Genomic DNA, 26,667 nt, shown 5'->3' on the forward strand with positions numbered 1-26,667 from the left:
AGATGAGTATTGAAATGCAAGAAAAAAAGCCCTCATCAGAGGGCTTTTCTAGTCATTCAACTTCAAGATTGAAGGTTACCGGACCATCATTGATGAGATGCACTTTCATATCCGCTGCAAAGATTCCTGTTTGTACAAGTTCAAACTGAGATTTTGCGTATTCAACTAACTGTTCATACAGTTCTTTTGCTTCGAGAGGCGGCATTGCAGGGCCGAAGTCAGGACGCAAACCTTTTTGGGTTTGTGCCATCAGGGTAAATTGCGAGACTAATAATAATCCGCCTCCGGCTTGGCTAAGATTCCAACCCATTTTTCCTTGGTCATCATCAAAAAAACGGTATTTTAAAATCTTATCGATGAGCTTCTTACCTTTTTCAAAGTTATCTTCTTTGCCAATACCAATAAAAACTAAAATCCCTTTTTCGATTTGACCAGTAATCTCACCATCCACAACGACTTTCGCTTCAAGGACGCGTTGGAGTAAAGCACGCATAATTCAACCAAGTTTGATGTTTTTTAATTCAAATGAATTGTATCAAATTGGAAAAAAGAAAAGGGATAAAGTCGTCATCAATCCTCATAAGTCATTGATAAAAAAATAATTAATCGGAGTATATACTTTTGATCTAATAAAGCGATTGAAATAATAAAAATTAACCTTTTTACCAATTTTGTTAAAGAAGGTAATTTACGCGTGCAGGAAAGGTAAATTTGAGAGAGAAAACGATGTTTAAGCGTTCAATGTTGGTTGCAATGCTTGCAACTGCGACAGCAGCATCAGCTGCACCATTAACAAAAGATAACGGCGCACCAGTGGGTGATAACCAAAACTCAATCACTGCAGGTCCAAATGGTTCTGTATTATTACAAGATGTACAGTTGATTCAAAAACTTCAACGTTTCGGTCGTGAGCGTATCCCTGAGCGTGTTGTACACGCACGTGGTACGGGAGCTTATGGTGAATTCGTTGCAACTAAAGATTTATCAGATCTTACTATTGCTTCACTTTTCAAAGCAGGTACGAAAACTCCAGTATTCTTACGCTTCTCTACAGTAATTCATGGTAAGCATTCTCCAGAAACTTTACGTGACCCACATGGCTTCGCAATTAAGTTTTATACTCAAGAAGGTAACTGGGATTTAGTTGGTAACCAAACGCCTGTATTCTTCATTCGTGATGCGATCAAGTTCCCAGACTTCATCCACGCAATGAAACCAAGCCCAATTGACAACGTTCAAGACGCTAATCGCGTATTTGACTTCTTGTCTAGCCAGCCATGGGCAACAAATATGTTGACTTATGTATATGGTAACCAAGGTGTTCCTACGAGCTACCGTGAACAAGACGGTTTCGGTGTACATGCATTTAAATTGTACAACGACAAAGGCGAATATAAATACGTTAAATTTAACTTCCGTTCTAAGCAAGGTGTTAAAGGTCTAAACGTTAAAGAAGCTGCTGAATTACAAGGTAAAGACTTCAACCACTTAACGAATGATCTTTATAAGAACATCAATGCGGGCAATTTCCCGAAATGGGATCTTTATATCCAAGTATTGGATCCTAAAGATTTGAATAGCTTCGATTTCGATCCACTTGATCCAACTAAAATCTGGCCTACTGATTTAGTACCAGAAACAAAAGTGGGTACTTTGACGTTAAATCGTATGCCGAAGAATTTCTTCCAAGAAACGGAACAAGTGGCAATGGCTCCGGGTAATTTAGTACCAGGTATCGAGCCATCAGAAGACCGCTTACTTCAAGGTCGTATCTTCTCTTACTCTGATACACAAATGTACCGTTTAGGTGCAAATCACCAGCAAATTCCAGTAAACCGTCCATTGGTAAATGTGAACAACAATAACCAAGACGGTTATATGAATGTTGGTGCAACTTCATCTAATGTGAACTATGAACCAAGCCGTATGGAGCCAAAACCATCGACTCCTAAAGCACGTGCTGTTGAAACTCCACTTTCTGGCACAGTTCAGCAACGTGGTGTGAAAGAGCAAAACTTTAAGCAAGCGGGTGATTTATACCGTTCATACTCTGCTAAAGAGAAATCTGACCTCATTATGAACTTAGCAGCTGATCTTGGTAACGTAAAAGATTCAGAAACTAAACACATCATGTTGTCTTATTTCTATAAAGCAGATGCGGATTACGGCACACGTATGACTAAAGCTGTAAACGGTAACTTAGCGACTGTTAAAGCGAAAGCGGCAGCTTTAAAAGACTAATCAAGATTAGTCCTTGAATTGGTGATTAGGGTCTAAGGTGTCACCTCAAAAAAGTCCTGTAAAACTCAATTCCTTTCCTGCAACCCTAGGGGAGTTTTACAGGCACTCGTTATCGAATTTAAACTCAGGTGAGGGAAGAATGAAAAATATTGTATATAGTTTATTAATCGCTTTACTGAGTTTAAGTTCAGTAATGCTTCACGCTCAAACGACGTCTGTCAGTAGCTCACAACAATCAGATCAGAAAGAAGTGATTGACTTATTTTTTGCAGCAGCGAAAACAGGAAACAAAGAAGTTATTCATGAATTTTTGAAACATGGTTTTCCAGTCAATATTAAAAACCATGCTGGTTTTACACCATTAATGATGGCGACCTACTATGGTCATCAAGATATTGTAACGACTCTATTGGAAAACGGCGCAGACCGCTGTGCTCGTGATAATAAGGGTAATACAGCTTTGATGGGTGCTATCTTTAAGCTTGAATGGTCGATTGCCAAACAATTACGCCAGGTCGATTGTGATGCTCAAGCAAAACAGACAGGACACAAGACCACAGAAGAATTCGCAAAAGTTATTGGGCAAGATAAAGCATTGAAAGCTTTGACTGAGTGATATAGTCAAGACAATGCAAAAAAATAATCAGTTTAAGTTTTAGTAATTAGTCGAATAATCTTCGACAATTACTAAAACGAGCTATGAATCGCAACAAAATGTGCTTTAATGCAATAAGTTGCTAAAAACTGAAAAATAATATGTCTGCCATTATTCAATCCTTACTTGATACTGACTTGTATAAATTCACGATGTTACAAGTGGTATTACATCAATTTCCTCAAACGGATAGTGTCTATCAATTTCGTTGTCGTAACCTTGAAGATACAGCCTATCCACTCGTGGATATATTAGATGAACTGAACGAACAGTTAGATTTACTGTGTCAGCTCAAATTTAAAGAAGATGAATTACAATATTTAAGAAGTTTACGCTTTATTAAAAGTGATTTTGTAGACTATTTAGAATTATTCCAACTTAAGCGCCGCTTTATTAAAGCCAGTATCGATGATCAAGGCCGTTTAGATATTCGTATCGAAGGACCTATGGTTCAAGCAATGATGTTTGAAATTTTCGTGCTTGCAATCGTCAATGAACTCTATTTTCGTCGTATTCGCGATAAGCAGGTATTGGCAGAAGGAGAGCGCCGTCTTAAAGCTAAAATTGAATTGTTGAAACACTATGAAAGTAGTCAACAACCGAATGATCCACCATTTCTTGTTTCCGATTTTGGAACACGCCGTCGCTATAGTTTTGACTGGCAGAAACATGTGGTGGAAGAGTTTAATAAGGCTGCACCACATATTTTTCGTGGCACAAGTAATGTTTTATTGGCAAAGCAGTTGGGTATTACACCCATTGGTACGATGGCACATGAATTTTTACAAGCTTTCCAAGCACTGGATGTTCGCTTACGTGATTTCCAAAAAGCTGCACTTGAAACTTGGGTGCAGGAATATCGCGGAGATTTAGGTATTGCACTGACAGATGTTGTTGGTATGGATGCATTCCTAAGAGACTTTGATTTGTATTTTGCCAAATTGTTTGATGGTCTACGACATGACAGTGGTGATCCATATGAGTGGGGCGATAAAGCCTACGCACATTATAAAAAATTAAAAATTGACAGCAAAACTAAAATGCTCACTTTCAGTGATGGTCTAAACTTAGAGAAGGCATGGGATTTGCATCAATATTTTAAAGATCGTTTCCAAGTGAGTTTCGGGATTGGTACTAACCTCACCAATGATATGGGACAAACTGCTTTGAATATTGTTCTAAAGTTAGTCGAATGCAATGGTCAATCGGTAGCTAAACTCTCTGATAGTCCAGGAAAAACGATGACTGATAATGATACCTTCCTCGCATATTTGCGTCAGGTATTTGATGTTGAGTCTCCTTAATCATAATTTCCCTTTTCTGATTTTTTGCTAATACCATGCAAAAAATCAGAATAATTTTGAAAAAGTCTTGTGCTAAGATTTGAACAAGGCCAATAGAACTATTCAATAAATATGACCACTAACGCTTTTGATTTCGGTCTGCTCATTGAAGCAGAACAACTTGTTCCTCATTTAGGAAGTGAAAAGTTACGTATTGTTGATTTGACCCGAAGTTCGGTCTATGAGCAATTACATATTCCGCATGCTATACATCTGAAGCCAAAATTTTTAGTGCGCCAAGAGGAACAAACTACGGGTTTATTGCCTGATGATGAAGGGCTTCAGCAGCTAGTCCAGATATTAAACATATCACCTGAGCATCATGTCGTGGTCTATGATGATGAAGGTGGGGCATGGGCTGGTCGACTGATCTGGAATCTACACTGTATGGGTTTTTATAACACCAGTTTATTAAATGGTGGTATTCATGCGTGGTTAGGCGCCAACTATCCTACTTCTTCAGAAGTTGAAGAGGTTCAGCCAGTCACATGTCTTTTTCAAGTTAAGACATCCAATGTTGATCAACACCGTATTGATTATTCAACTTTAATAAAAAAAATTGAAAATAAAACTTGCCAAGTATGGGACTGCCGAACGGCTGAGGAGTATACCGGGCAACGTCTCGCGGCACGTCGTGGTGGACATATTCCAACGGCTAGACATTTTGAGTGGAGTACTGCACTTAATCGTCAAAATCATTTAAAATTGCACCCCTTAGAACGCACGCAACAACGTTTAGAACAATTGGGCTTTCAATTTGATCAGCCAGTCGTCGTATATTGTCAGTCTCATCACCGTTCAGGTTTAGCTTACATTATTGGTCGATTACTGGGTTGGGATATCCAAGCTTATGATGGTGCGTGGAGCGAGTGGGGCAACCGCCTCGACAGTCCAATCATTACTGGAGAGTCACCTGAGTGAGTCTGACAAATTTAAAAAAGAAACTATTTATTCAAGCGCAGCAAATCGTCCCGCAACAAAAACTCAGCCGTTTGGTGGGTAAAGTCGCAGCCAGTGAAAACTCAGTATTAAAGAATGTTGTCATTCAAGCATTTAAAGCAAAATATGGCATTGATATGTCAATTGCTGAGCAACAAAATGCCTTGAAATTTAAATCCTTTAATGAGTTTTTCACTCGCTCTTTGAAAACAGGCGTTCGTTCAATTGATCCTAATCCTAAAAGTGTCGTGTCACCTGCAGACGGTGCAATTTCACAATTAGGTAAAATCAATGAGGGCGATATTTTTCAGGCAAAAGGTCAAAGCTTTTCAGTTGAAAAGTTAATTGGTGATCCTCAATTGGCAGCACCATTCAAAAATGGTGAATTTGCAACAGTGTACTTATCACCGCGTGATTATCATCGTGTGCATATGCCTTATTCTGGTACATTGACTGAAACTTTATATATTCCAGGTGAATTATTTTCAGTCAACCAAACTACAGCTGAAAATATTCCGGGTTTGTTTGCACGTAATGAACGAATGGTATGTTTATTCGATACTGATATTGGTCGTATGGCTGTTGTTTTAGTTGGCGCAATGATTGTTGCTGGAATTGAAACTGTTGCGACAGGTAAAGTAAAACCAACAGGTCGCTTAGAGCTGAACCATCATGCGATGAAACTTGAAAAAGGTGATGAGCTCGGACGTTTTTATTTGGGTTCAACGGCTGTAGTTTTGTTTGAGAAAGATAAAATGCAATGGGACCAAGCATTTAAGGCGAACTCAACTGTAGTAATGGGTGAAGCGTTGGGTCATCTTATTTGAGTATATCTTTTGAATAAGAAAAGCGCCTAAGGCGCTTTTTTTTATTCGTGCATTTTATACAAGCGTTCTTTGGGAAACACGGCAATAAATGTAGAGCCTTCGTTTTCTTTCGACTCGATTTCAATATGTGCGCCATGTTGCATAAGTACGTGCTTAACGATGGCAAGGCCTAAACCAGTACCACCTGTTTGACGACTGCGTGCACTATCCACACGATAAAAACGCTCAGTTAAACGCGGTAAGTGTTTTGGATCAATTCCAATACCAGTATCCTGAACAGAAAAATAGCCACGTTCTCCATCATCATGCCAGCCGATGGTGATGGTGCCACCTTTCGGGGTGTACTTTATGGCATTGGTAATTAAGTTGCTAAATGCACTCGCCAATTCCATATCTGAACCAATTAAGTCACAGTGGCTGTCTATATCAAGGTTAAGTGTATGACCATAATCAATATTGTAAGCTTGCGCATCATCGAACAGATGGTTCATTAAACTTGGCATTTCGATAATTTGATTTTTCGCAATTTGTTTTTCATTTTCTAAACGAGACAAAAGCAAAAGATCATTGACCAATGCATTCATGCGTTTAGTTTGCGATTGCATTTGTTCAAAGGCACGTTTCCAGCGCGGATTGATATCTTCTTGATCTGTGAATGTTTCGATATACCCACTTAACACTGTGAGTGGTGTTCTTAATTCATGTGAAATATTGTCAACAAAATCTGAACGCATTTGCTCGAGATTTTTCATACGGGTAATGTCGTGCGCAACTAAGAGGCGACTTTCATTGCCAAAGCGAGTCAGTTTAATTTGCGCATACTTATTATCATGGTTCACCAATTTAATTTTTACACCATCTGGTGCTTGATGGGTATTATGAAAATACTCAATAAAATCAGGTTGGCGAATAATCGTGAGCAGGTTACGGCCACGATCAACAGCTTGAATCCCAAATAGTTTTTCCGCAGCAGGATTCCACCATTCGATTTGATGGGAATCATCCGTAAGAATAATCGCTTCTGATAAAGCTACGAGAGAAGATTGAGTTCGATCGATCAGTCCAACCATTTCAGACTGAACAATACGTTCTTGGCGTTGAGCCCGATATACATTGAACAGTAATGCCCCCCAGATTCCATTTAAATTTGGTGGTACATCGTAAGGACGATTCGAAATCCAATCATTGACTAAATATAATGAGCGTAATTGGATACCAAAAAATATGAGACAGGCAATGCCTAAGCATATCCAAAGATATCCAATCCCTAACCCGATACAGCCCGCAATAATCAGTAGAAATACCAGTAAACGTAAGTCTTGCTTGGCAAAAGTCCATAAACTGCTATATAGAAACTTTTGATGTTCACGTGCCAATTCTGGGACGGGGTAGGGTTCGTACATAAAATCTAAATTAACCTAAAGCAACATCAGCTCGTGTTGAAAAACGATAGCCAGTACCACGCACAGTTTGAACATAACGGTCTGCACCATAAGGTTCGAGCACCTTACGTAAGCGACGGATATGGACGTCGATGGTTCTGTCTTCAATATACACATTTCCACCCCATACCTGATCAAGTAATTGAGCACGGGTATAGGCACGTTCTGGATGAGTCATAAAGAATGCCAATAGACGATATTCTGTTGGCCCCATATCAAGAATATTTTGATTATAGCTGACACGTTGGCTTACTGGGTCAAGAATTAAGCCATTTGCATCAATGGTTTTTTCGCCATTTAACGCATTTGCACGTCTTAACACCGCTTTAATACGGGATACCAACTCACGTGTTGAAAATGGTTTCGTCATATAGTCATCTGCTCCAGCATCAAGACCTTGAACTTTATGGTCTTCTTCGCCACGCGCAGTCAACATAATGACTGGAATTTCTGAAAGTGTTTCATCACGCTTAAGGCGACGACACAAATCTACGCCACTCACGCCACCCGGTAACATCCAGTCGAGTAGGATAAGCGCTGGACGTTGATCAACAATCATTTGATGTGCTTGTTTCGCATCTTCTGCTTCCAAGCATTGAAAGCCTGCCATATCTAAAGAAGTATGGATCATTTCCCGAATTGGGAGCTCGTCGTCGACAATTAAAATGTAGTCATCTTTCACAACGCAATATCCTATGATGAACGGTGAACCGTTTTATATTTATGACAGGCTTATTACAAAGATTAATTATGACAGTATCATTGCAAGATGGAAATCGAAGTTAAATATAGCAATGTTTTGTGACAATTAGGCTGATATTTTGTCTCATTGATATTTATTAATCTGAAATTAAATCAATACCTTAAATTTACTTACGATTTGTCACAATTTCTTCATCTTAATTTGATGCTACTTTTTCATTAGATCATTCAATAGGGCGAGAAAAACGGTTTTACATGCCTGAACGACCTCAGCACGTGGAAGTTTAAAACCACCTACTACCCAGCGAACAGCAACTTGAGTGACATAGCCATTTAGACCAGTTGCAATCAAGGAGATCTCTTTTTCAGTGAGATGGGTATGTGGCATCATTAATGTGACAAAGGCATGAATCATTCGGTCGAAACGGCCCATTGTTTCTTGAATGGTTGCATGATTATGAAGTTCTTGGACGAGCATTGCATCAATATAAATAATCCGAGCGGTACGCGGATCATCTTCTAAAAAACTAAAGAACGCATTTAGACCTGCATCAATCATGTTGAGAGGCTCAGGAGAGGCTTTCATAATAGCTTGCATTAATGTTTGTTGAAGCTTCTCAATCAGTTCTAAAAAGATCGTTTGGAATAAGTTTTCACTTTTCTTAAAAGATTCATAAAAGTAACGTTCAGTTAATTTCGCTTGTGTGCAAATATCTTTAACGGTTACTGAGAAAAAACCATGAGTTCCATATGCTTCAATACCCGCTTCAATAAGTTTCTCACGGCGTGCTTGTTTGCGTTCAGTTAAGGACATCCCTTTAAATTGACGCTCTTTTGCGGGAGGCTTTTCAATCGCTTGCTCGTGTTCTGATGGAGTGAGGTTCTCTGGGTTCATAGCAATTCGAGTCTTTTTATAAAAGTGTTATGCTGCGGTCAGTATAGAGTACTGATCAGCTAAAGATACTAAATTGGCCTATAGTAACAATAAAAATGGTCGATAGTTACATTGACAATAATAATTGTCAAAATTATAGTGAACATGAATGACCCAGATCAACGCTGTGGTGCATAAAAATCAAAAAAAGGATTCACAATGAAAAATTTTAAAAACAAAGTGGCTGCAATCACAGGTGCAGGTTCTGGTATTGGTCAACAACTTGCGGTGTTACTGGCCAAGCAAGGTTGTCATTTGTCTTTAAGTGACGTAAATGAAAAGGGCTTAGCAGAAACAGTTGAACTGACGAGGAATGCAAATGTACGAGTCACAACCAAGAAAGTAGATGTTGCGAATCGTGACGAAGTTAAAGCATGGGCGGCTGAAACTGTACAGAATCATGGTTCAGTGAACATGATTTTCAACAATGCTGGGGTGGCATTGGGTTCGACCGTTGAAGGCGCAACATACGAAGAGTTGGAATGGATTGTTAACATTAACTTCTGGGGTGTCGTGTACGGCACCAAAGAATTCTTACCATATATTAAGAAAACAGGTGATGGACACATTATCAACATTTCAAGTTTATTCGGTTTAACTGCGCAACCAACTCAGTCTGCGTATAATGCAACTAAATTTGCTGTACGTGGTTTCACTGAATCTCTTCGTCAAGAGCTAGATATTGAAAATGTGGGTGTGAGCGCGCTTTGCGTACATCCAGGTGGCATTCGTACCAATATTGCGAAAGCTGCAAAAATGAATGACAGTTTAAAATCTTTGGGCATGAATCCACAGAAATCTGCACAGACATTTGATAAATTATTACGTTGTCCACCTGAAGAAGCAGCGCGTCAAATTCTAGAAGCAGTGCAAAAAGATCGCCGTCGTTTACTGATTGGTAACGATGCGAAAGTGATTGATTTAATGCAACGTGTGATGCCAACGGGCTATCAAAAAGTGACTGCATTTGCGACTAAAATGAGTAAACGTTTCGATTCTAAATAATCGTTAAAAAAACCCGCGTCATGCGGGTTTTTTATTTTCTTGATTTCTAATTTAAATTAGTACTTGAACAGTTTTCTTTTTCCAAACAAATTGATAATACAAACCTTGCATCACACATAAGCAAACGAAAGCCAAAGCATAAGCGTACCAGATTCCCGCCAGCCCCCACCATGCGCTAAATAGATAAGCTGCTGGGAGTTCTATACAGAGTATGGCTACAATATTGATGATCATTGGCATAGTCACAGTGCCACTTGCACGCATAATTGAGGCGAAAATAGCACTCGCGCCAAAAAATAAAATTGACCACAGCACAATAAACAATAATTGTTGCCCGAGTATCACGACTTTTTCATCTGTAATAAATAATGCCATGAGATATTTTGAGAACAAATAAGCCAAGATTACGAGCCCGCCTGTAAAGACAAAATTCATCCCCAGTGCTGTTTTAGTTACACGTGATAAAGAATCCGCTTTACCTGCACCGATCGCTTGAGCCCCAAAAATAGAGGCAGCAATTGCGATAGACAGAGCAGGGAATTGGATGTAGTTCAAAACCTGATTAACTGCGCCATAAGCAGCTGTTGCTTCTGAACCATAGCGATTGACCAAGCCGACAATGACTAATCCTGCCACAGAGGTCGTGACCATTTGAATGCCTGTAGGAACGCCAAGTCTGAGAATAATTTTGCTCAGTTCAGGATTGTGGCGTACATGTTTACACATTGCTAAATCTGGACGTAATGGATGATTTTTTTTATTTAAATAAACGTACAGAAAAATAAGCACGGCCAGATAACCCACAATCGTGGCGATGGCAGGTGCAATGATACCCAATTGAGGAAATCCAAAATATCCAGCGATGAGAACAGGGGTAATAAAGAGCCCAATTAAACTGGTCATTCCCAAAGCGATGAGAGGTGTAATGCTATCACCGACACCACGTAAGATAGAGGTATAAATAATATAAATAAAAAGGAGTGGGCTACCTGCTAACATCCATTGAACATAAGGCAAAGATAAATGCATGACACTTGGGTCTGTGCCCAAGGCCTCAAGAATGTGGCGTGCAGATAGAACACCTAAAATGGCAATAATCGTCCCGCCGATCAATGTCATAAAAATAGTAGAGCCGACAACCGCTCTTACTTTTTCTAAATTTTGTGCTCCCCACGCTTGACCAACCAATACCGTCGAGCCAGCCGAAAGCCCAATTACAAAAGCCAAGAGACAGAACAAAATAGGGAAGAAGACGGAAACAGCAGCAATTGCTTGAACGCCCATCATTTGCCCGACGAAGATCGTATTAATTGTGCCGGATAAATTTTGCAGGATATTGGTTGCAATCAGCGGAACTAAAAAAACTAAAAAAACTTTCCAGAAACCAGGTTCATCAATCGGCCGTAAGGTTCTCGCCATATATAAGTCTTATCCATTATTGTTTTCTATATCAACGGATTGACCTTAGCACCTTATCATTCAAATTGCTTTAGTAATAAAGTAATCCGTCTCGTCTCTTTTCGTTATTGTGATTGAACCTTCGTTAAAATTTCTCCTGCAAGATGCAAGGTTTCCTCTCGTTTTGCAAAACAGACCCGAATGAGCTTCAGATCTTGAGGTGGCTGTTGATAAAACACTGATATAGGAATCGCTACCAGTTTGTGTTGTTCTGCAAGATATTGGCACATTTCTATATCTGTGAGCTCAGGTCTTAGTGTACTGAAATCTAAGTTTTGAAAATAAGTTCCTGGTGACGGCACATATTGAAATTTTGAATGTTGAATTCCATGGATGAATAAGTCACGTTTAGCTTGATAAAAATTGGGGAGATCTAAAATATGTTCAGGATGTTGTTCGATGAATTGATTAAGCGCGATTTGAATCGGATGGACACCACAGAAATTGGCAAATTGATAAATTTGACGAAATACTTTCATCAGTGCCTGAGGTGCAACGCAATATCCAGTTTTCCAACCAGTAACATGAAACGTTTTTCCGAATGAACCAATCACAAAACTACGATCTCGAAGTTCAGGAAAACTAAGCGCAGAATAATGTTGTTGACCATCAAACACTAAATGTTCATAGACCTCGTCAGATAGTACACAAATGTTTTTATCCTGAATCAACTCGATCAGTTGTTGCCAATCTTGCTTGGACCAAATTGCACCTGAGGGATTATGTGGTGTATTTACAATGATTAATCGCGTTCGTTCATTTATTCGATCTTTCACCACATTCCAGTCAACATGGAAGTCTGGATGTACCAAGTTGATATGGATCGCTTGCGCCCCAGCGAGTTTCACTGCAGGTGCATAACTATCATAAGCAGGATCGAAAATAATTACTTCATCTCCAGCATTTACAACAGCTTGAATCGCACACAAAATTGCAGTCGTTGCACCAGGTGTAATGGTGATTTCGCTGATCGGGTCTAAATCGACTTGGTCTCGTTGGCAGAATTGGGCTGCAATTTTTTGTCTTAAACTCAGCAGACCGTCACCAGGTGGATATTGGTTATAGCCTTGTTGTGTGGCTTGAGCTAAAGCTGCAATTAATTCAGGAGGAGGTGGAAAATCAGGAAAACCTTGAGAAAGATTTAACGCGTTCAACTTTTGGGCGAGTGCTGACATCACGCTAAAAATAGTGACACCTAAGTCTGGTAATTTAGATTCAATTTTAATCATGCTGGATAGTAATATTTAGCCCGTTTCTTCGTAGTTTAGCAGTTGAAATGCCTGCACTAAATACAAATATCTGCGACATATTCGTTTTAATTTTCATAAGATTCTAATGATCTTCAATTAAGTTTAAAACCTTAGATGATCTATGTGATCTCATGTTAAAAATGATTGATCTGACTTTGCTTCATTTCATTTTTTAACCAATTTAAAAAAATAATCTTCCGAGGATCTTCAATAAATCTAGTATGGGACAGTAGATAATAGGCAGAACCATCCTGAAGAATTGGTGTTATTTTTTTTACAGACTTGAGCTCTAATTCTTTTTCAATCATGTAGATAGAAATGATCGTCTTTCCTAGGCCAGCCAAGCAGCCTTCTAAACATAAGTAAAAATGCTCTAATTCTATTTTGGAATGTTTCTTCAGAATATCTTTGAGTTCATCCAATTGGTGTAATTTTTTTGAAAAATAAGGGCGTGATTTAGAAATTAACAATTCTTTGGTTTTAGGGTGGTGAGATGCTTGGACTGCCACAATATATTCATCGCCAATTTTCTCACTAAACAGATGCGATCCCCATTCAAAATCATTTCTTCGTATTGCGATATCGATATTATCTTTTTCAAAGTCGACTACACCACCACCTGTGAGCAAAACCACTTCAAAATCATGTCCAAGTTTTTTAAATTCAACAAGTCGTGGAATTAACCACTTCATCGAAATGGTTGGTTCACAGGACAGTACCAATTGTTTGTTTTCAGTTTTATTTTGAGTTAGTCCAATTAAACAATCATCCAATTGATTGAAAATATTCTGAGCGCAATGAAAAAGAGTTTCTCCTTCTTTGGTGAGTATCAAGGTTTTATTTCGTCGTTCAAATAATGTGATATTTAATATTTCTTCGAGATTGTAAATTTGCTTACTGACGGCACTTTGCGTAACAAATAATTTCTTTGCTGCAATCGTGACACTGCTGTATTTAGCGACAAAATAAAAAAACTTCAGTGAATTCAAAGATATTTTTTCTATCATTCCAAAAACTCATATATTTTTAGTCGATTTTATTGATTTTATTTTTTTAACTTTTGTTCAAAATGAAGATTACCAAAAGCAAAATAAAGCTAATACAATGGAAAATATATTAAAATTCAGTCCATTTAACAAGCAGCATCTCCATGAATACACATATTCAAAAGAGATAATCAAAAAGGGTTATGCGTTTATTGATTTAAATACATTCCAAGAAATACAGAAAAATAATAATTTTCACGATGTTAATGAGCAAGATGTCAGTGATTTTATAGACAGTTGGAACGCTCTAGATTTAGATCAATTTATGTCGGATAAAGGTAAATATCGAACAAGAAAACATGCAACTTTTACTATTAATGATAAGCATAAAATTTTACTGAAAAATTCTTATATTCCTCATTTTCAGACGATTGAATACAACACTTTGAATGGTGGAATTGCGAGATATTTTTCAGAGATTGATAAAAATACAATTGAAAATCCAATTTTTAGAAATTTACTACAATTTGCATATCTCACCTTTTCAGAAATTGAAACTGAAAATTGGTTTATCGAAGCGCATCAATTTCGCATTGAAGCAAAATTTAACGATAGTGGTAAGCCAACCCCTGAGGGGATACATCGAGATGGGGTGGATTTCGTTTTAATGGCCATGATCAACCGTCAAAATGTTCAGGGTGGAATGACCCGAATTTATGACTTAAATAAGAATTTGAAAGCAGAATTTATGCTTGAAAATTTTTTAGATATCGCACTTGTGGATGATCATCAGGTCTATCACAGCGTAACGGAAATCAAAGTCAATGATTTTACGTTGGGTGATATTGGATTAAGAGATGTATTAGTGATCACGTTTAAAAAGGCATAATGAATGGGTGAGTTTATAGCAGTTATTCTCATCACCATACTCGCTGTTGTGAGTCCTGGTGCTGATTTCGCTATCGTGACAAAAAACAGTTACTTATATGGTAGAAGGATAGGTGTTCTCACTTCACTGGGAATTTCTTTAGGTGTGTTGATTCATGTGACTTATACGCTCATTGCTGTCGCATTTGTCATGGCGTATACACCTCAAATTCTAAATATTGTGAAGTATATTGGAGCCATCTATCTCATCTATATCGGTTATAAAACTTTTGTACAAAGTCCGGTTGTCGAGACGTCATCAACTGCTGCAATTAATCCTTTTCAAGCAGTGAAATATGGCTTTTTCACCAATGCACTTAATCCTAAAACGACTTTATTTGTGATTAGTACATACACTCAGATCATCAGTGTGAGTACGCCGAAAGCGATTCTGGTCGGTTATGGGCTATTTATGTCTTTTGCTCATTTTTTATGGTTTGGATTGGTGGCTTTGCTTTTTTCATCGATTGTTTTAAGACAGAAAATGTTAGCTAAGCAAGTACAGATTAACAGAGTGATTGGAACTGTATTATGTCTGCTAGGGATAGCACTTCTGTTTGCTAAATTTCAATAATAGGGTAGCAATATGAAAAAGATGGCTTTTATCGATATGGAAGGTGTTCTTGTCCCTGAAATATGGAAACACTTTTCAAATGTATACAATATCCCAGAGTTGGCGATTACAACTCGAGAAGTCGCAGACTATAAGTCTCTGATGGAATTTAGAATTAATTTACTGAAAGAAAATAAAATTCCTTTAAAACAATTAATCGATGACATTAAAGAACTGGATGTCATTCCAGATGCTAAGGAGTTTTTAGAATATTTGCAAAAGGCTGAAAATTTTGAAGTTAACATTATTTCAGATTGCTTTTATGAGTTTTTATTTCCCTTTTTTGAAAAATTAAATCTTCCTGTTAAAAATACATATTGTCATCACTTAGAAATTGGACCAGATGGATTTATAGAAAATGTTCTGTATACACGAGATAAAGGGAAACATGAAATTATTGTAAAGTTCCAAAAAGAAAACGTTTCAATGACCAATAGTATTGCGATCGGTGATGCATTCAATGATTTTTCGATGTTGCATTTAGTTGATTATGGTTTTTTATTTCAACCCTCAGAAGACGTGAGAAAGAACTCCCCAGCTTATTTTTGTAAAGTAGACTCTTATCAAGATATTATTTCACATTTAAATCGTAAAAAAATTATGTAACCTTATAATATTATTATGGTTTATATAAGATGAAGCAGATAGGAATGACTCTAATGATAGCTTAGTTCTTTAAATGGATTAAGAATAATAAATACAGCCCATTCATGCAGAAATGGGCTTTTTGATGACGTCAATTCACAATGAATTCAATTTTAGTCAGCGACCAAATTTAAATTTCATTTCTAAGTTAAATCAAAAATTCAACTGCTGCTCGGATGATCCCTAACACTAAACCGATAAATGCACCAACGACAACACCGTTGACGCGAATCATATGTAAGTCACCACCGACTTCATTTTCAATTTTATCGATCATTTCTCGTGAGTCCCATTCGTGAATGCGTTCACTGATAAATAAAATGACTTTTTCGCTGTATTGATCACTGAGATTGACTGCCATTGAACTCATTTTTTCATTTAATAATTGGCGTAATGCAGGATTGGAAATGATGTTTTGACCGACTTGTTGAATCGCAACACGTAAATTTTCAGCTATACCTGAATCTGCTTTCTCCAAATCTTCACGAATGGCATTGCACAGAATGACGACGGCACCAGTAATAAAATTTAAAACTTGAGGACTATCTAACAATGCATTTTTAGTTTCATTTAATTTAAGACTCGCCTGACTTTCAGGATTTGCCAGTTCAGTCATTAAATGCTGTGCAATACTCTCAATTTTTTGACGCCATGGATGCTCTGGATCTGCCAACATTGACTCGACACGCTCTATTAAAGAGTCAATCGTTCTTTGTTGAACATCGATACCGATCCAACTTGCGCCTTTGGCTAAACGCCACACTCCGAGTTCTTTAAATAGGGTGCGGGTTAGCTCCCGAGTTTGTTCAGGATGTGAAATCACCCAACCGTGCGCAACATCGAGACCACGTTGTAAAACATCTTGGTGGAAGTCATTTTCTAATACGGCACGAATCATTTCACTGGCCAGGGTATTGATTTGAGTGTTCTTTACCCATTGCACACTGTTAGTTTGAATAAACCTACCGACTTGTTCTTGTCCAACAAATTCAAAAACTTTAGGCACTGTCTGTTGAATCACTTGAGTCACTTGACGATTGTTATCTGGATTGGCTAGCCATTGTCCTACTGCCAAACTCACATCTGTTTGACTCAAGCTTTTTGCCACAATCTGTGGCGATAGGAAGTTTTCTTGAACAAAACGTCCCATGGATTCTGCAATACGCGCTTTGTTACGTGGAATAATTTCGGTGTGATCTTTTAAAAACTTAGGAATAGGGATACGGCCGAATGGGTTCCGAAACAAAACCGTAATGGCATACCAATCTGCTAAACCACCAACCACACCTGCTTCAGCAGACAACATTAAAATATGAATAAGCCAAACATATTCTGGAAAAATTTTGGCAGCCACCATGAGCGATATCCAAGCCAATACAGCGACAACCAGTGCGATCATGGCAAATCGTTTGCTTCGATCCAGACTAGGGGTAGTCATTGTTGGTGATGCACTCATGCATAATTCCTATGTAAGCTGTTGTATTAATATTATTTTATTGTGATAGAGAAGGCTGTGTTTGTACAGGCAGTACGTCGCCTGTAGCACTTAAACCATATTTAGACCCTAAGGCCTGTAAAATTAAACGTGCATCAAAAGCATCTTGAGGTGCTGTTTTTTGATCTTTAAAACAGGTGATGGTATAGGCTACTTGAACTGGCTCTAAACTGACCACCTGTGGCACATCATAAAAAGGATCAAAGAACATAGGATGTCTACGATATCCATAACCATACGGGTAAGGATTGGAATAAACCACAGCTTGACGAGGTGGTTGTTGTGTGCGATTGCTTGGATCATCTTGGACTTTAAAAAAATGAAAGCCCTGTTTGACTGTTGTTTGTGCAGCTTTAAGTAAGGTTATTTCTTCAGCTGTACCATAGCTCATGTTAGATGAGCCTTGAAAACTAATACGATACGTTGATTGGTTCAAGGGAATAGTTGCGAATTGCCCAAGCTGATCAAATGTACGCGGTTTACTTGGCGTCGTGGCACAACCAGACAGCAGGAGCATGCCAGATAATCCCAAAATCATGCATAAGTTTTTCATTTCGCTCTCCTGAAGTCTGTTGTGTCAATATCAATTTAGAAGCTACTGTTTGGCTGTTTTAAGAATTCTATTTCCTCAGGCGTAGAGAGACGATTTAAAATTTCATTACGATGAGGATAGCGGCCGAAACGTTCAATGATGACTTGATGCTTTTTCTCAAAGTCTAAATTTACAGGGTTGCCTAATGCCTCAAACAAACGAAGCGCTTGAGTGTGAATGATTTTTGATTCGCTATGCATGAAAGGCATATATAAGAAGCTACGTTGTTCAGGTTCCAGTTCGAGATCTAAACCAAGACGAACCGCTTCTTGAGCTAGCCCAAGTGCTAATGGATCTTGGGCAAAAGATTCAGCTTTGCCACGATAAACATTACGAGAAAATTGATCCAAGACAATGATTTCTGCTAAGCGTCCTAAAGCAGTTTCCCGCCATGTCCATAGTTCGCCTGCGGCAGCTTGTTGGATGGTGTGACCAAATTGCGCTTGAATAAGTTGATCGAAAGCATCGCTTTTCGCAAACCAATGCGGTTGAGTTTCAGCACTGAACCAAAAATCTATAACGTTGTGATAATTCATATTCTTTACAGTTTGTTAGCATTTATTCTGCAATAAAATCACAAATTTCAGATGTCTTAAAGACTAAGATTGTGTTAAAAATTTGCCAAAATAAAAGGTTTATCCAACTGAAATGTATATGCAAACTGCATTTGCGAATATAAATCACGGTATACTTGATATAAATCAATAATTTTTTATCTCAGTCGTTCTTCTAGATAAGCGAGTAAGTAATGAGTCAACCCGAAGCGCTCTCTGAAACAATTTTACCAAATTGGGTGGATTCGACGGTGTTTAAAGGTATGTTACGAGGCATTGAGCGCGAAAGCCTAAGGATGCAAAGTGATGGCTTTATCTCCCAGAAAGATCATCCTAAGGGTTTAGGCTCTGCGTTAACTCATCCTCATATTACGACAGATTATTCTGAAGCCTTACTTGAGTTTATTACGCCTCCTCAATCTTCAATTCCTGAAGCATTAAGCTACTTAGAAGATATTCATGCTTTCACTCATCGACATCTAGAAGATGGTGAAAAGCTATGGCCAATGTCGATGCCATGTATGTTGGATGATGAAGAAGAAAGTATTCGTCTTGCGCAATATGGCTCGTCCAATATTGGTAAATTCAAAACCTTATACCGTCGTGGTTTAGGTGTACGTTATGGTCGTCGTATGCAGACGATTTCAGGTGTACATTACAATGTTTCATTCCCTGATGCGTTGTTTGAGCAGTTGCAAGCAAACGAGCAAGATGAAGCTTTAAAACAGCTCAGTTTGCAGGATTATCGCAGCCATCGATATTTCGCTTTAATTCGAAATTTCATTCGTTTAACCCCATTGGTTATGTTTTTGATAGGTGCAAGCCCATCGGTCTGTCGTTGTTTTATGACGGGTCGTGAACATCATTTATTGCCTTTAATTAAGGGAACATTGTATTTGCCATATGCCACTGCATTGCGTATGGGGCGCTTTGGATATCAAAACTCAGCGCAGAAAGAGTTAGGTATTCATTACAATGATTTGAAAGGATATTTAGCAGGCTTACAAAAGGCGGTGAAAACGTCTTATGCTGCTTTCAGTCGTTTGGGATTAGATGACGAAGCGGGCGAACCGATCCAAATTAATGATCACGTACTGCAAATTGAAAATGAGTACTACAGTCTTGTACGCCCTAAACAAGTACCACAGTCTGGTGAAACACCATCTGATGCATTAGCAAACCGTGGTGTAGGGTATGTAGAATTGCGCGCAGTAGATGTGAATCCATACAGCCCTATTGGTATTAATGAAGATACTGCAGGCTTCTTAGAGGTATTAGCGCTTTATTGTTTATTAAAAGACAGTCCTGAGCTGCTAGATGATGAACTTGAAGTGATTGAACAAAACCAGCAAGAAGTTGTGAATCGTGGACGTGCGCCAAATGCTGCCATTGTTGAAAATGGTCAATCAATTGAAATTGAGACATGGGCAAATCAATATCTCAAACAGATGCAGCCTTTAGCAGAAACGTTAGATCAAGTTCACTCGACCTCGTTGTATTCTGATGCAATGCAAATTATGCAATCACGAGTAGATGAAGTGGATGAAACCTTCTCTGCGAAAATAGTAGAAGATACACTAAAACATAGTGGTACTTGGAGCTTAGGTAGTGTGCTCGCGCATCAACATGCTGATCATTATCAAAATTATGTGTTATCTCAGGATAAAGTCACCTATTTTGAACAACTTACAGTGCAATCACTTGAGCAGCAACAACAGTTGGAAGCAGAGTCTAGTTTAAGCTTTAAAGAATATCTAAAAGCATATCGATAAAAATATTGAGGAAAGTATATGCAGTGGCAAAATTACCGCATGGTGAGTGGCCTGTTGTTTATAGCCAGCGTGATTGGAATGGCCTTCGCGTTGTATCTCGAACATGTCCAAGGTCTTGAACCTTGTCCATTGTGTGTATTTCAACGGTTAGGTCTGATCGGATTGGGGCTGATTTCTTTTATTGCGTTTCTACACAATCCCGTCCGTAATGGTTTAAAACGAGTATATGCTTTCCTAGGGACATTATCGATTTTATGGTCAGCGGGTGTTGCTGCACGTCATGTCTGGCTGCAGAGTTTACCTCCGGATAAAGTGCCAAGTTGTGGGCCTGGTTTAGATTATTTGGTAGATGCTTTGCCGCTTAAAACAGTGCTTCAACAAGTGCTGTCAGGATCAGGCGAATGTGCGGTAGTAGACTGGACTTTCCTAGGTCAGTCTTTACCTGTGTGGTCTTTGGTATTTTTTAGTATTTTGGTGATCATCTCGATTTGGCAGTTATTCAGAAAGTATTCTGCTTAAAATAAAAAAGCCAACTAATAGTTGGCTTTTTTATTGAAGATGGTCAGGTTTCTACGATTCCTTCCATGCTTTCTAATTTGATTAAATATTTACGGATTTGCTCTTCAGCTAATTCATCGTGATGTGGATAGAACCATTTAACGATTTGCTCAGCAACACTGGAATGGTATTGAATTTCCATATGATTGAGCCCGTAGAACACCGCTTTATGTGATTCTGGCAATTTCAGTTGGAATCGCGGATTTGGATGCTCACCCAAAGCACTTTGCACACTCACTAAGTAATCGCCAATGACTTTAAGTGTACGATTTTTACGATTTTCAAACTCAATTGTTCCAGCTACTAAGAATGTATTGATATGTGAAGGCAGCGGTGCAGGTTTACGATTATCATCCATCATGCCAATACGAGCGTGATTGTGTTCCCAGTCATCATCACGGACACTACCATGGCGTAAATCCAAAATACCATCACTGCGAATATTCACAATGTGGCTGGCTAACTTGATGATGGGAAAGTGTCCAATTTTTTCTTGAACGGCAAAGCCAATACGTTCTAGAACCGCACCATGATGTGGAGAACCTAAGCAGACCAAATTCTCTGCCATGTGAAACCATTGATGGAGATTTTGTTTACCATAAAACAAAGCACTTCGAGAAACCAAACCACCCATACTGTGACCGATTAAATCAAGGCTGGTGATACGTGGATTGCGCTTTACCAAGTCTTCAAGCATATTGGCCAACGAACGACCATTCGCTGAAATTCTGCGCCCAGTGTTGTAATGCAAATAAAGCATGGTGTTGTTGTCGCGTTGTGCAAGCAGTTTTTCACCAATACCGCCATAGTTGCGATTGGTCCAATCAAGATGATTCATGCACAGACCATGGCAAAAGATCACGACACGACCTGACAGGTCACCCTGTTGTAACTCTCCATAGTGATCATACAGATTACTGGTAATCGCCAACGGATTTTGATTTTTGAGTAAATAGTCGCCAATCACGCCATTAAGAGCACTGACCAAAAAAATCATTTTTGGCGTGAGGGGCTTATCATGGAGTTTCGGAAATTGATCAATGATTTTGCGCAGGGCTGGTGCGACCAAATAATTTCCGTAATTTAGAAGCGTGTCATATGAAAATTGATATAACTTTCGAACGTACGTTTTCTTTTGAAATTCTTTTGATGTTTTTTTACTTAAACCAAATACGGTTAAGAGCACTTCACGTTGAAGTGATTGAATGAGATTTTGAACAGCAAGGTTAATTGGAGTGCTGACCAGTTGTGCCAAACCTTCAAGCACATCGGCCTGACTTGGAGGAGATCGATCCCATTTACAATAGGTTTCATGTAGTGGCGTTAAACTCGGCATCTAGTCTTATCCTGATAGTGCATGATCATCTAAAGACACTTTATTTTTAGCAATGATCACTGTATAAAATTCCTTGTATTTATCTTATGTTGTTCATCCCGAACAATTTTTAAGATAACTTTGATTTCAGATCGGCTCTAATTTTTTTGTCTGACAATATTTGTTATCGTACAAAAGAGAAACAAATATGTGATATGATTCACAATAAAAATTAGAACAATTTTGAGGAAAATGCAATTAATCAGTTCATGAATATTATCTATCTACATGGATTTCAAAGTAGTCCTTTTTCGATTAAAGGGCAACTGATTCGTCAGTATTTTGAAAGACATGAACATGTACAAGTGCATTTGCCTGATTTAAATATGCCGCCTGATCAGGTAATTACTTTGATTTCGACACTCATCGAGTCTATGTCAAATGTCGTTTTGATTGGGAGCAGTTTAGGTGGATTTTATGCGACGCAGCTTGCCGCGAAACATGGAGTCGCAGCTGTACTGATTAATCCCGCTATGCAACCATGGAAATTATTTAGAAACTTGTTTTCAACGGCGCAGTTTCCTCATCCAGTCACTGCGAATTGGTCGTTAGATGAAGCTCAGCTTGATCAATTGGAGCATATGGCAGTTCCGTTTGTGCAAGATGCAGACAAAATCTTGGTCTTGTTACAACAAGGTGATGAAGTTTTGGATTATCGTGAAGCGGAACGTTATTATAATTGCGATGGTCATCAAGCGTTCCTCATTACAGAAACATATGGCAATCACGCGATGGATGATTTCGCGGATAAAATACCCTTGGTATATCAGTTTTTAGCTGACAGCTTAAAATAAGGAAACAATTCAACGTGTCTCAATATACGGCCCAATCCCTTGAAGTCTTATCTGGTTTAGATCCTGTACGCCGTCGTCCAGGCATGTATACCGATACCACACGTCCAAACCATTTGGCGCAAGAGGTCATTGATAATGCGGTCGATGAAGCATTGGCAGGACACGCGAATAAAATTACAGTGACTGTGTATAAAGATGGTTCATTGTCAGTAGAAGATAACGGGCGTGGTATGCCAGTTGATATTCATCCTGAATATGGTCAAAGCGGCATTGAAATTATTCTGACTAAACTGCATGCAGGTGGGAAATTCAGTACAGATAATTATCAATTCTCTGGTGGTTTGCACGGGGTTGGTATTTCTGTTGTAAATGCGCTTTCCACACGTGTGGAAGTCCAAGTTCAGCGCCAAGGTAATTTATACAAAATGGCCTTTGAGCAAGGTGAAGCAACGGCACCACTTGAAGTTCTGGAAGGTAAAGCACCCAAACGTGCATCGGGTACCTTAGTTCACTTTTGGCCTGAAGCGAAATATTTTGATTCACCTAAATTCGCATTAAAGGCACTTAAACACAATTTAAAAGCGAAGGCGGTATTAGCTGCTGGCTTACAAATCAATTATGTTGATGAAATTAACGACGAAAAGATCACTTGGCAGTTTGAAAATGGTCTCGTCGATTATTTGATGGATGAGTTGGAAGATCGTGAAATCATCCCTATGCCTGCATTTGTCGCTACAGGTGACGCGGAACGTGCCAGTGCGGAGTTTGCGATCTGTTGGAATGTTGAAGGCGGAGAGAGCATTCAAGAATCTTATGTGAACTTGATTCCAACGGCGCAAGGTGGCACACATGTGAATGGTCTACGTTCAGGTGTGACGGATGCGATCCGTGAATTCTGTGAGTTACGTAATCTCTTACCACGTAATATGAAGCTTTCAGCAGAAGATGTTTGGGATGGCGTGAACTATATTCTGTCTTTGAAATTTCAAGAGCCACAATTTTCAGGTCAAACCAAAGAGCGTCTTTCAAGTCGTGAAGCCTCTGGGATTGTGCAGAACATCGCAAAAGATGCTTTTGCCTTATGGTTGAATCAAAATTCAGAAATTGCAATGCAATTGGCTGAAATGGCGATTTCAAAAGCGGGACGTCGTTTAAAAGCTGCAAAGAAAGTTGAGCGCAAAAAAATCGTTTCAGGTCCAACTTTACCAGGCAAATTATCTGATTGTGTGGGACATAGTTTGGAAGAGTCAGAACTATTTATTGTGGAAGGTGATTCTGCTGGAGGATCTGCCAAACAGGCGCGTGATAAGAATTTCCAAGCGATTATGCCGATCCGCGGAAAAATTTTAAACACTTGGGAAGTCTCTTCAGATGAAGTACTTGCTTCTCAAGAGGTTCATAATATTGCAATCGCAATAGGAGTCGATCCGGGTTCTGATGATTTGTCTGAACTTCGCTATGGCAAGATCTGTATTCTTGCCGATGCAGACTCAGATGGATTACATATTGCGACTTTGCTATGTGCATTATTTGTGAAGCACTTCCCAAGTCTAGTTGAAGCAGGGCACTTATTTGTTGCGATGCCACCTTTATTCCGTATTGATGACGGTAAAGATGTGCATTACGCGCTTGACGAAGCAGAATTAGAAGGCATATTGAAAAAAGCCAAAACTAAATCCCCACAAATCACACGATTTAAAGGTTTGGGTGAGATGAATGCAAGTCAGCTCCGTGAAACAACATTGGATCCCAATACTCGTCGTTTGGTGCAACTAGATTTGGATGATGTGCATTTTACTTCAGGTTTATTAGATAAATTATTAGCCAAGAAACGCGCAAGTGATCGTAAAGAATGGTTGGAACAAAAAGGCAACTTAGCTGAATTAGTCGTTTAATTTTCTGCAGACACGAGCATTAAAGCCCGCAGATGCGGGCTTTTTTATACTTCACAGAGTGAACAATTCACACCACGACAGTTGTGTAGCACTGAACTGCGTGCACTATTTTTATTGGTACCTGGACCGCCCACTAAAGGTCCTGCAAGTTGTTCTGCACCTGATCCTGGGCGCCATTTGGTCTTCATGTTGATTTGTTGTCTGCCAGTAATCATCGGTTTCGCTAAGGTGGGTTGTTGGCAGTATTTGCATTCGATGGTGTCAGTTGCAATCCTAGAAATAGGCACACGTTGTTCAAAAATTCCTTCGCAGTGTTCACAGCGGAAATCGTATAATGGCATGGTCGTGCTCCTACTTATTTTTAAGCATGCGCATGTTTAAAAGTTAAAAAGGAGGTAGCTCGCATGCTTACTCAAGCTACCCCGTAAAATGGTGAAACCTGTAACAACAATAATGCGCTAATTAGCGTTTATGCCCCCAAAATTTATCGTCATTTAAAGCACCTTGCGGCAAGATATTTTGTTCAAAAATGGAGGTTGGGAGTGAGACGGTACATGCACAGTTTGGAATATCTACAATACCTCCGATACGACCTTCAACCGGTGCAGCGGTAAGTAACATGTAGGCTTGTGACCCAGTAAAGCCAAAGTTTTCAAGATACTTAATGGCTTTTAAACATGCTTGGCGGTAAGCCACTGTCGCATCGAGATAGTGATTTACACCATCTTCAACACTGATCCCTTCGAAAGTCAGCCATTGATCATAATTTGGACGTACATTGCTTGGAACAAAGATAGGTGAATCAATATTGTATTTTTCCATTCCACCTTTGATTAAATCGAAACCGACACGTGTAACGCCATCCATTTCAATCGCACCACAGAAACCAATTTCACCGTCACCTTGTGAGAAGTGGAGGTCGCCCATTGAGAAGCCAGCACCTTTTTGATAAACAGGGAAGTAAATACGGCTTCCTGCAGCAAGGTCTTTAATGTCTGTGTTACCCCCATGTTCACGTGGAGGAACTGTGCGTGCAGCTTCAGCCGCCATACGATCAAATTCTGGACCTTTCACACCACGCAGAACGGCTGTACGTGGATCAGGAGGGTTTGCCTGACCTTTAGGAACGAGCAATGCTTCACGGCGATTCCATTCTTTCAGTAAATCATGTGATGGTAGAGTTCCCATCAAGCCAGGATGTTTTAATCCTGCAATACGTACACCAGGGATATGACGTGAAGTTGCAAATAAACCTTTCAAATCCCAAATGGCTTTATCTGCCTCTGGGAAATAGTCCGCCAAGAAGCCACCACCATTTTCCTTGGCAAAAACACCCGAAAAACCCACATCAGAAATCGGTTGAATGTCTAGTAGATCAATGACCAACAAATCACCTGGTTCTGCACCTTCAACATAGAATGGACCTGTTAAAGGATGAGCACGTGTTAAATCCACATTCTTAACATCAGAAATATCGTCAGTATCTTTAATTTGTGCGTCAAGGAAATCCAAACTTTCAATCAGAATTTCTTCACCAGGTTTTACTGATGTCAGAAAAGGTAAGTCTGGGTGCCAACGGTTGTGACCAATTTCGGCTTGCTCCGCAAGTGGAACTCCTGGTTTGATTTTAATATGTTGCATAATGTATCCCCTGTATTGAGGTCA

The 26,667-nt window shown here is 39.1% G+C and carries 26 protein-coding genes; 13 read left to right on the plus strand and 13 right to left on the minus strand.

Annotated elements, in window-relative coordinates; all coding sequences use genetic code 11:
• Positions 1-52 precede the first annotated feature (52 nt).
• Complete coding sequence (gene dtd / locus AC1M9M_RS04250; protein WP_481591978.1) at positions 53-493, minus strand: D-aminoacyl-tRNA deacylase; 441 nt, start codon at positions 491-493, stop codon at positions 53-55.
• 233 nt (positions 494-726) lie between these two features.
• Between dtd and AC1M9M_RS04255 the strand changes: the two genes are divergently transcribed.
• The 5 genes from AC1M9M_RS04255 (at position 727) to asd (ending at position 6,005) form a co-directional block, all read left to right on the plus strand.
• Positions 727-2,241, plus strand: coding sequence for a catalase (locus tag AC1M9M_RS04255; RefSeq protein WP_481595702.1), 1,515 nt, complete (start codon positions 727-729; stop codon positions 2,239-2,241).
• Between the two features lie 193 nt (positions 2,242-2,434).
• On the plus strand, positions 2,435-2,857 hold the full coding sequence (locus AC1M9M_RS04260; protein ID WP_481595788.1) for an ankyrin repeat domain-containing protein: 423 nt from the start codon (positions 2,435-2,437) through the stop codon (positions 2,855-2,857).
• Between the two features lie 140 nt (positions 2,858-2,997).
• Positions 2,998-4,200, plus strand: coding sequence for a nicotinate phosphoribosyltransferase (pncB, locus tag AC1M9M_RS04265; protein ID WP_481595703.1), 1,203 nt, complete (start codon positions 2,998-3,000; stop codon positions 4,198-4,200).
• 111 nt (positions 4,201-4,311) lie between these two features.
• Positions 4,312-5,160, plus strand: a complete 849-nt coding sequence (locus tag AC1M9M_RS04270) for a sulfurtransferase (protein ID WP_180028378.1) — start codon at positions 4,312-4,314, stop codon at positions 5,158-5,160.
• Positions 5,157-6,005, plus strand: coding sequence for an archaetidylserine decarboxylase (gene asd, locus AC1M9M_RS04275; protein ID WP_481595704.1), 849 nt, complete (start codon positions 5,157-5,159; stop codon positions 6,003-6,005). Before AC1M9M_RS04270 ends, asd begins: the two co-directional genes overlap by 4 nt.
• Positions 6,006-6,046: 41 nt before the next feature.
• Here the strand turns inward: asd and phoR are convergent, their stop codons facing one another.
• The 3 genes from phoR to AC1M9M_RS04290 all read right to left on the minus strand — a co-directional run bounded on the left by phoR (position 6,047) and on the right by AC1M9M_RS04290 (position 9,044).
• Positions 6,047-7,408, minus strand: a complete 1,362-nt coding sequence (gene phoR / locus AC1M9M_RS04280; protein ID WP_035264800.1) for a phosphate regulon sensor histidine kinase PhoR — start codon at positions 7,406-7,408, stop codon at positions 6,047-6,049.
• 10 nt (positions 7,409-7,418) lie between these two features.
• Positions 7,419-8,129, minus strand: a complete 711-nt coding sequence (gene phoB, locus AC1M9M_RS04285; protein WP_035264799.1) for a phosphate regulon transcriptional regulator PhoB — start codon at positions 8,127-8,129, stop codon at positions 7,419-7,421.
• Positions 8,130-8,357: 228 nt separating this feature from the next.
• Entirely contained in the window at positions 8,358-9,044 is a 687-nt protein-coding gene (locus tag AC1M9M_RS04290; RefSeq protein WP_035264798.1) for a TetR/AcrR family transcriptional regulator, read from the minus strand.
• Between the two features lie 198 nt (positions 9,045-9,242).
• Here AC1M9M_RS04290 and AC1M9M_RS04295 point away from each other — a divergent pair, with 198 nt between their 5' ends.
• Positions 9,243-10,088, plus strand: a complete 846-nt coding sequence (locus tag AC1M9M_RS04295) for an SDR family NAD(P)-dependent oxidoreductase (RefSeq protein WP_481595705.1) — start codon at positions 9,243-9,245, stop codon at positions 10,086-10,088.
• Between the two features lie 51 nt (positions 10,089-10,139).
• Here the strand turns inward: AC1M9M_RS04295 and AC1M9M_RS04300 are convergent, their stop codons facing one another.
• The 3 genes from AC1M9M_RS04300 to AC1M9M_RS04310 all read right to left on the minus strand — a co-directional run bounded on the left by AC1M9M_RS04300 (position 10,140) and on the right by AC1M9M_RS04310 (position 13,803).
• Positions 10,140-11,507 (minus strand): MATE family efflux transporter, encoded by a 1,368-nt coding sequence (locus AC1M9M_RS04300; RefSeq protein ID WP_092766554.1) that lies wholly within the window; start codon positions 11,505-11,507, stop codon positions 10,140-10,142.
• 104 nt (positions 11,508-11,611) lie between these two features.
• Positions 11,612-12,775, minus strand: coding sequence for a methionine aminotransferase (locus AC1M9M_RS04305; protein WP_481595706.1), 1,164 nt, complete (start codon positions 12,773-12,775; stop codon positions 11,612-11,614).
• A 155-nt stretch (positions 12,776-12,930) separates the two neighbouring features.
• A complete protein-coding gene (locus AC1M9M_RS04310) occupies positions 12,931-13,803 on the minus strand; it encodes a LysR family transcriptional regulator (protein ID WP_035264791.1) in 873 nt (290 codons plus the stop codon).
• A gap of 97 nt (positions 13,804-13,900) precedes the next feature.
• Here AC1M9M_RS04310 and AC1M9M_RS04315 point away from each other — a divergent pair, with 97 nt between their 5' ends.
• Genes AC1M9M_RS04315 through thrH form a run of 3 tightly spaced genes read left to right on the plus strand, consistent with a single transcriptional unit; the run spans position 13,901 to position 15,928 of the window.
• Positions 13,901-14,671, plus strand: a complete 771-nt coding sequence (locus AC1M9M_RS04315; RefSeq protein WP_481594522.1) for a 2OG-Fe dioxygenase family protein — start codon at positions 13,901-13,903, stop codon at positions 14,669-14,671.
• Positions 14,672-14,674: 3 nt separating this feature from the next.
• A complete protein-coding gene (locus AC1M9M_RS04320; protein ID WP_035264787.1) occupies positions 14,675-15,283 on the plus strand; it encodes a LysE family translocator in 609 nt (202 codons plus the stop codon).
• 12 nt (positions 15,284-15,295) lie between these two features.
• Complete coding sequence (gene thrH / locus AC1M9M_RS04325; protein WP_092766549.1) at positions 15,296-15,928, plus strand: bifunctional phosphoserine phosphatase/homoserine phosphotransferase ThrH; 633 nt, start codon at positions 15,296-15,298, stop codon at positions 15,926-15,928.
• A 187-nt stretch (positions 15,929-16,115) separates the two neighbouring features.
• On the opposite strand, the gene AC1M9M_RS04330 is transcribed toward thrH, so the two are convergent.
• Genes AC1M9M_RS04330 through AC1M9M_RS04340 form a run of 3 tightly spaced genes read right to left on the minus strand, consistent with a single transcriptional unit; the run spans position 16,116 to position 18,590 of the window.
• The gene (locus tag AC1M9M_RS04330; protein ID WP_481595707.1) at positions 16,116-17,423 is read right to left on the minus strand and encodes a DUF445 domain-containing protein; all 1,308 of its coding nucleotides are present in this window, start codon (positions 17,421-17,423) and stop codon (positions 16,116-16,118) included.
• Between the two features lie 37 nt (positions 17,424-17,460).
• A complete protein-coding gene (locus tag AC1M9M_RS04335; RefSeq protein ID WP_481595708.1) occupies positions 17,461-18,015 on the minus strand; it encodes a CC0125/CC1285 family lipoprotein in 555 nt (184 codons plus the stop codon).
• Positions 18,016-18,050: 35 nt separating this feature from the next.
• Positions 18,051-18,590: a DUF924 family protein gene (locus AC1M9M_RS04340; protein WP_035264779.1), complete on the minus strand. Its 540-nt coding sequence runs from the start codon at positions 18,588-18,590 to the stop codon at positions 18,051-18,053.
• A gap of 212 nt (positions 18,591-18,802) precedes the next feature.
• On the opposite strand from AC1M9M_RS04340, the gene gshA reads away from it, so the two are divergent.
• Complete coding sequence (gshA, locus tag AC1M9M_RS04345; protein ID WP_481595709.1) at positions 18,803-20,380, plus strand: glutamate--cysteine ligase; 1,578 nt, start codon at positions 18,803-18,805, stop codon at positions 20,378-20,380.
• A gap of 18 nt (positions 20,381-20,398) precedes the next feature.
• The gene (locus AC1M9M_RS04350) at positions 20,399-20,899 is read left to right on the plus strand and encodes a disulfide bond formation protein B (RefSeq protein ID WP_092766544.1); all 501 of its coding nucleotides are present in this window, start codon (positions 20,399-20,401) and stop codon (positions 20,897-20,899) included.
• Between the two features lie 43 nt (positions 20,900-20,942).
• Here the strand turns inward: AC1M9M_RS04350 and AC1M9M_RS04355 are convergent, their stop codons facing one another.
• A complete protein-coding gene (locus tag AC1M9M_RS04355; RefSeq protein WP_092766543.1) occupies positions 20,943-22,274 on the minus strand; it encodes a PGAP1-like alpha/beta domain-containing protein in 1,332 nt (443 codons plus the stop codon).
• A gap of 248 nt (positions 22,275-22,522) precedes the next feature.
• Here AC1M9M_RS04355 and AC1M9M_RS04360 point away from each other — a divergent pair, with 248 nt between their 5' ends.
• Positions 22,523-23,107, plus strand: a complete 585-nt coding sequence (locus AC1M9M_RS04360; RefSeq protein WP_481595710.1) for a YqiA/YcfP family alpha/beta fold hydrolase — start codon at positions 22,523-22,525, stop codon at positions 23,105-23,107.
• Between the two features lie 14 nt (positions 23,108-23,121).
• Positions 23,122-25,002, plus strand: coding sequence for a DNA topoisomerase IV subunit B (gene parE / locus AC1M9M_RS04365; RefSeq protein ID WP_481595711.1), 1,881 nt, complete (start codon positions 23,122-23,124; stop codon positions 25,000-25,002).
• Between the two features lie 44 nt (positions 25,003-25,046).
• On the opposite strand, the gene AC1M9M_RS04370 is transcribed toward parE, so the two are convergent.
• A complete protein-coding gene (locus tag AC1M9M_RS04370) occupies positions 25,047-25,343 on the minus strand; it encodes an FmdB family zinc ribbon protein (RefSeq protein WP_035264759.1) in 297 nt (98 codons plus the stop codon).
• A 121-nt stretch (positions 25,344-25,464) separates the two neighbouring features.
• The gene (gene fmdA, locus AC1M9M_RS04375) at positions 25,465-26,643 is read right to left on the minus strand and encodes a formamidase (protein ID WP_092766540.1); all 1,179 of its coding nucleotides are present in this window, start codon (positions 26,641-26,643) and stop codon (positions 25,465-25,467) included.
• Between the last annotated feature and the right edge of the window lie 24 nt (positions 26,644-26,667).

It is taken from the genome of Acinetobacter sp. ANC_7503 (assembly GCF_056780035.1).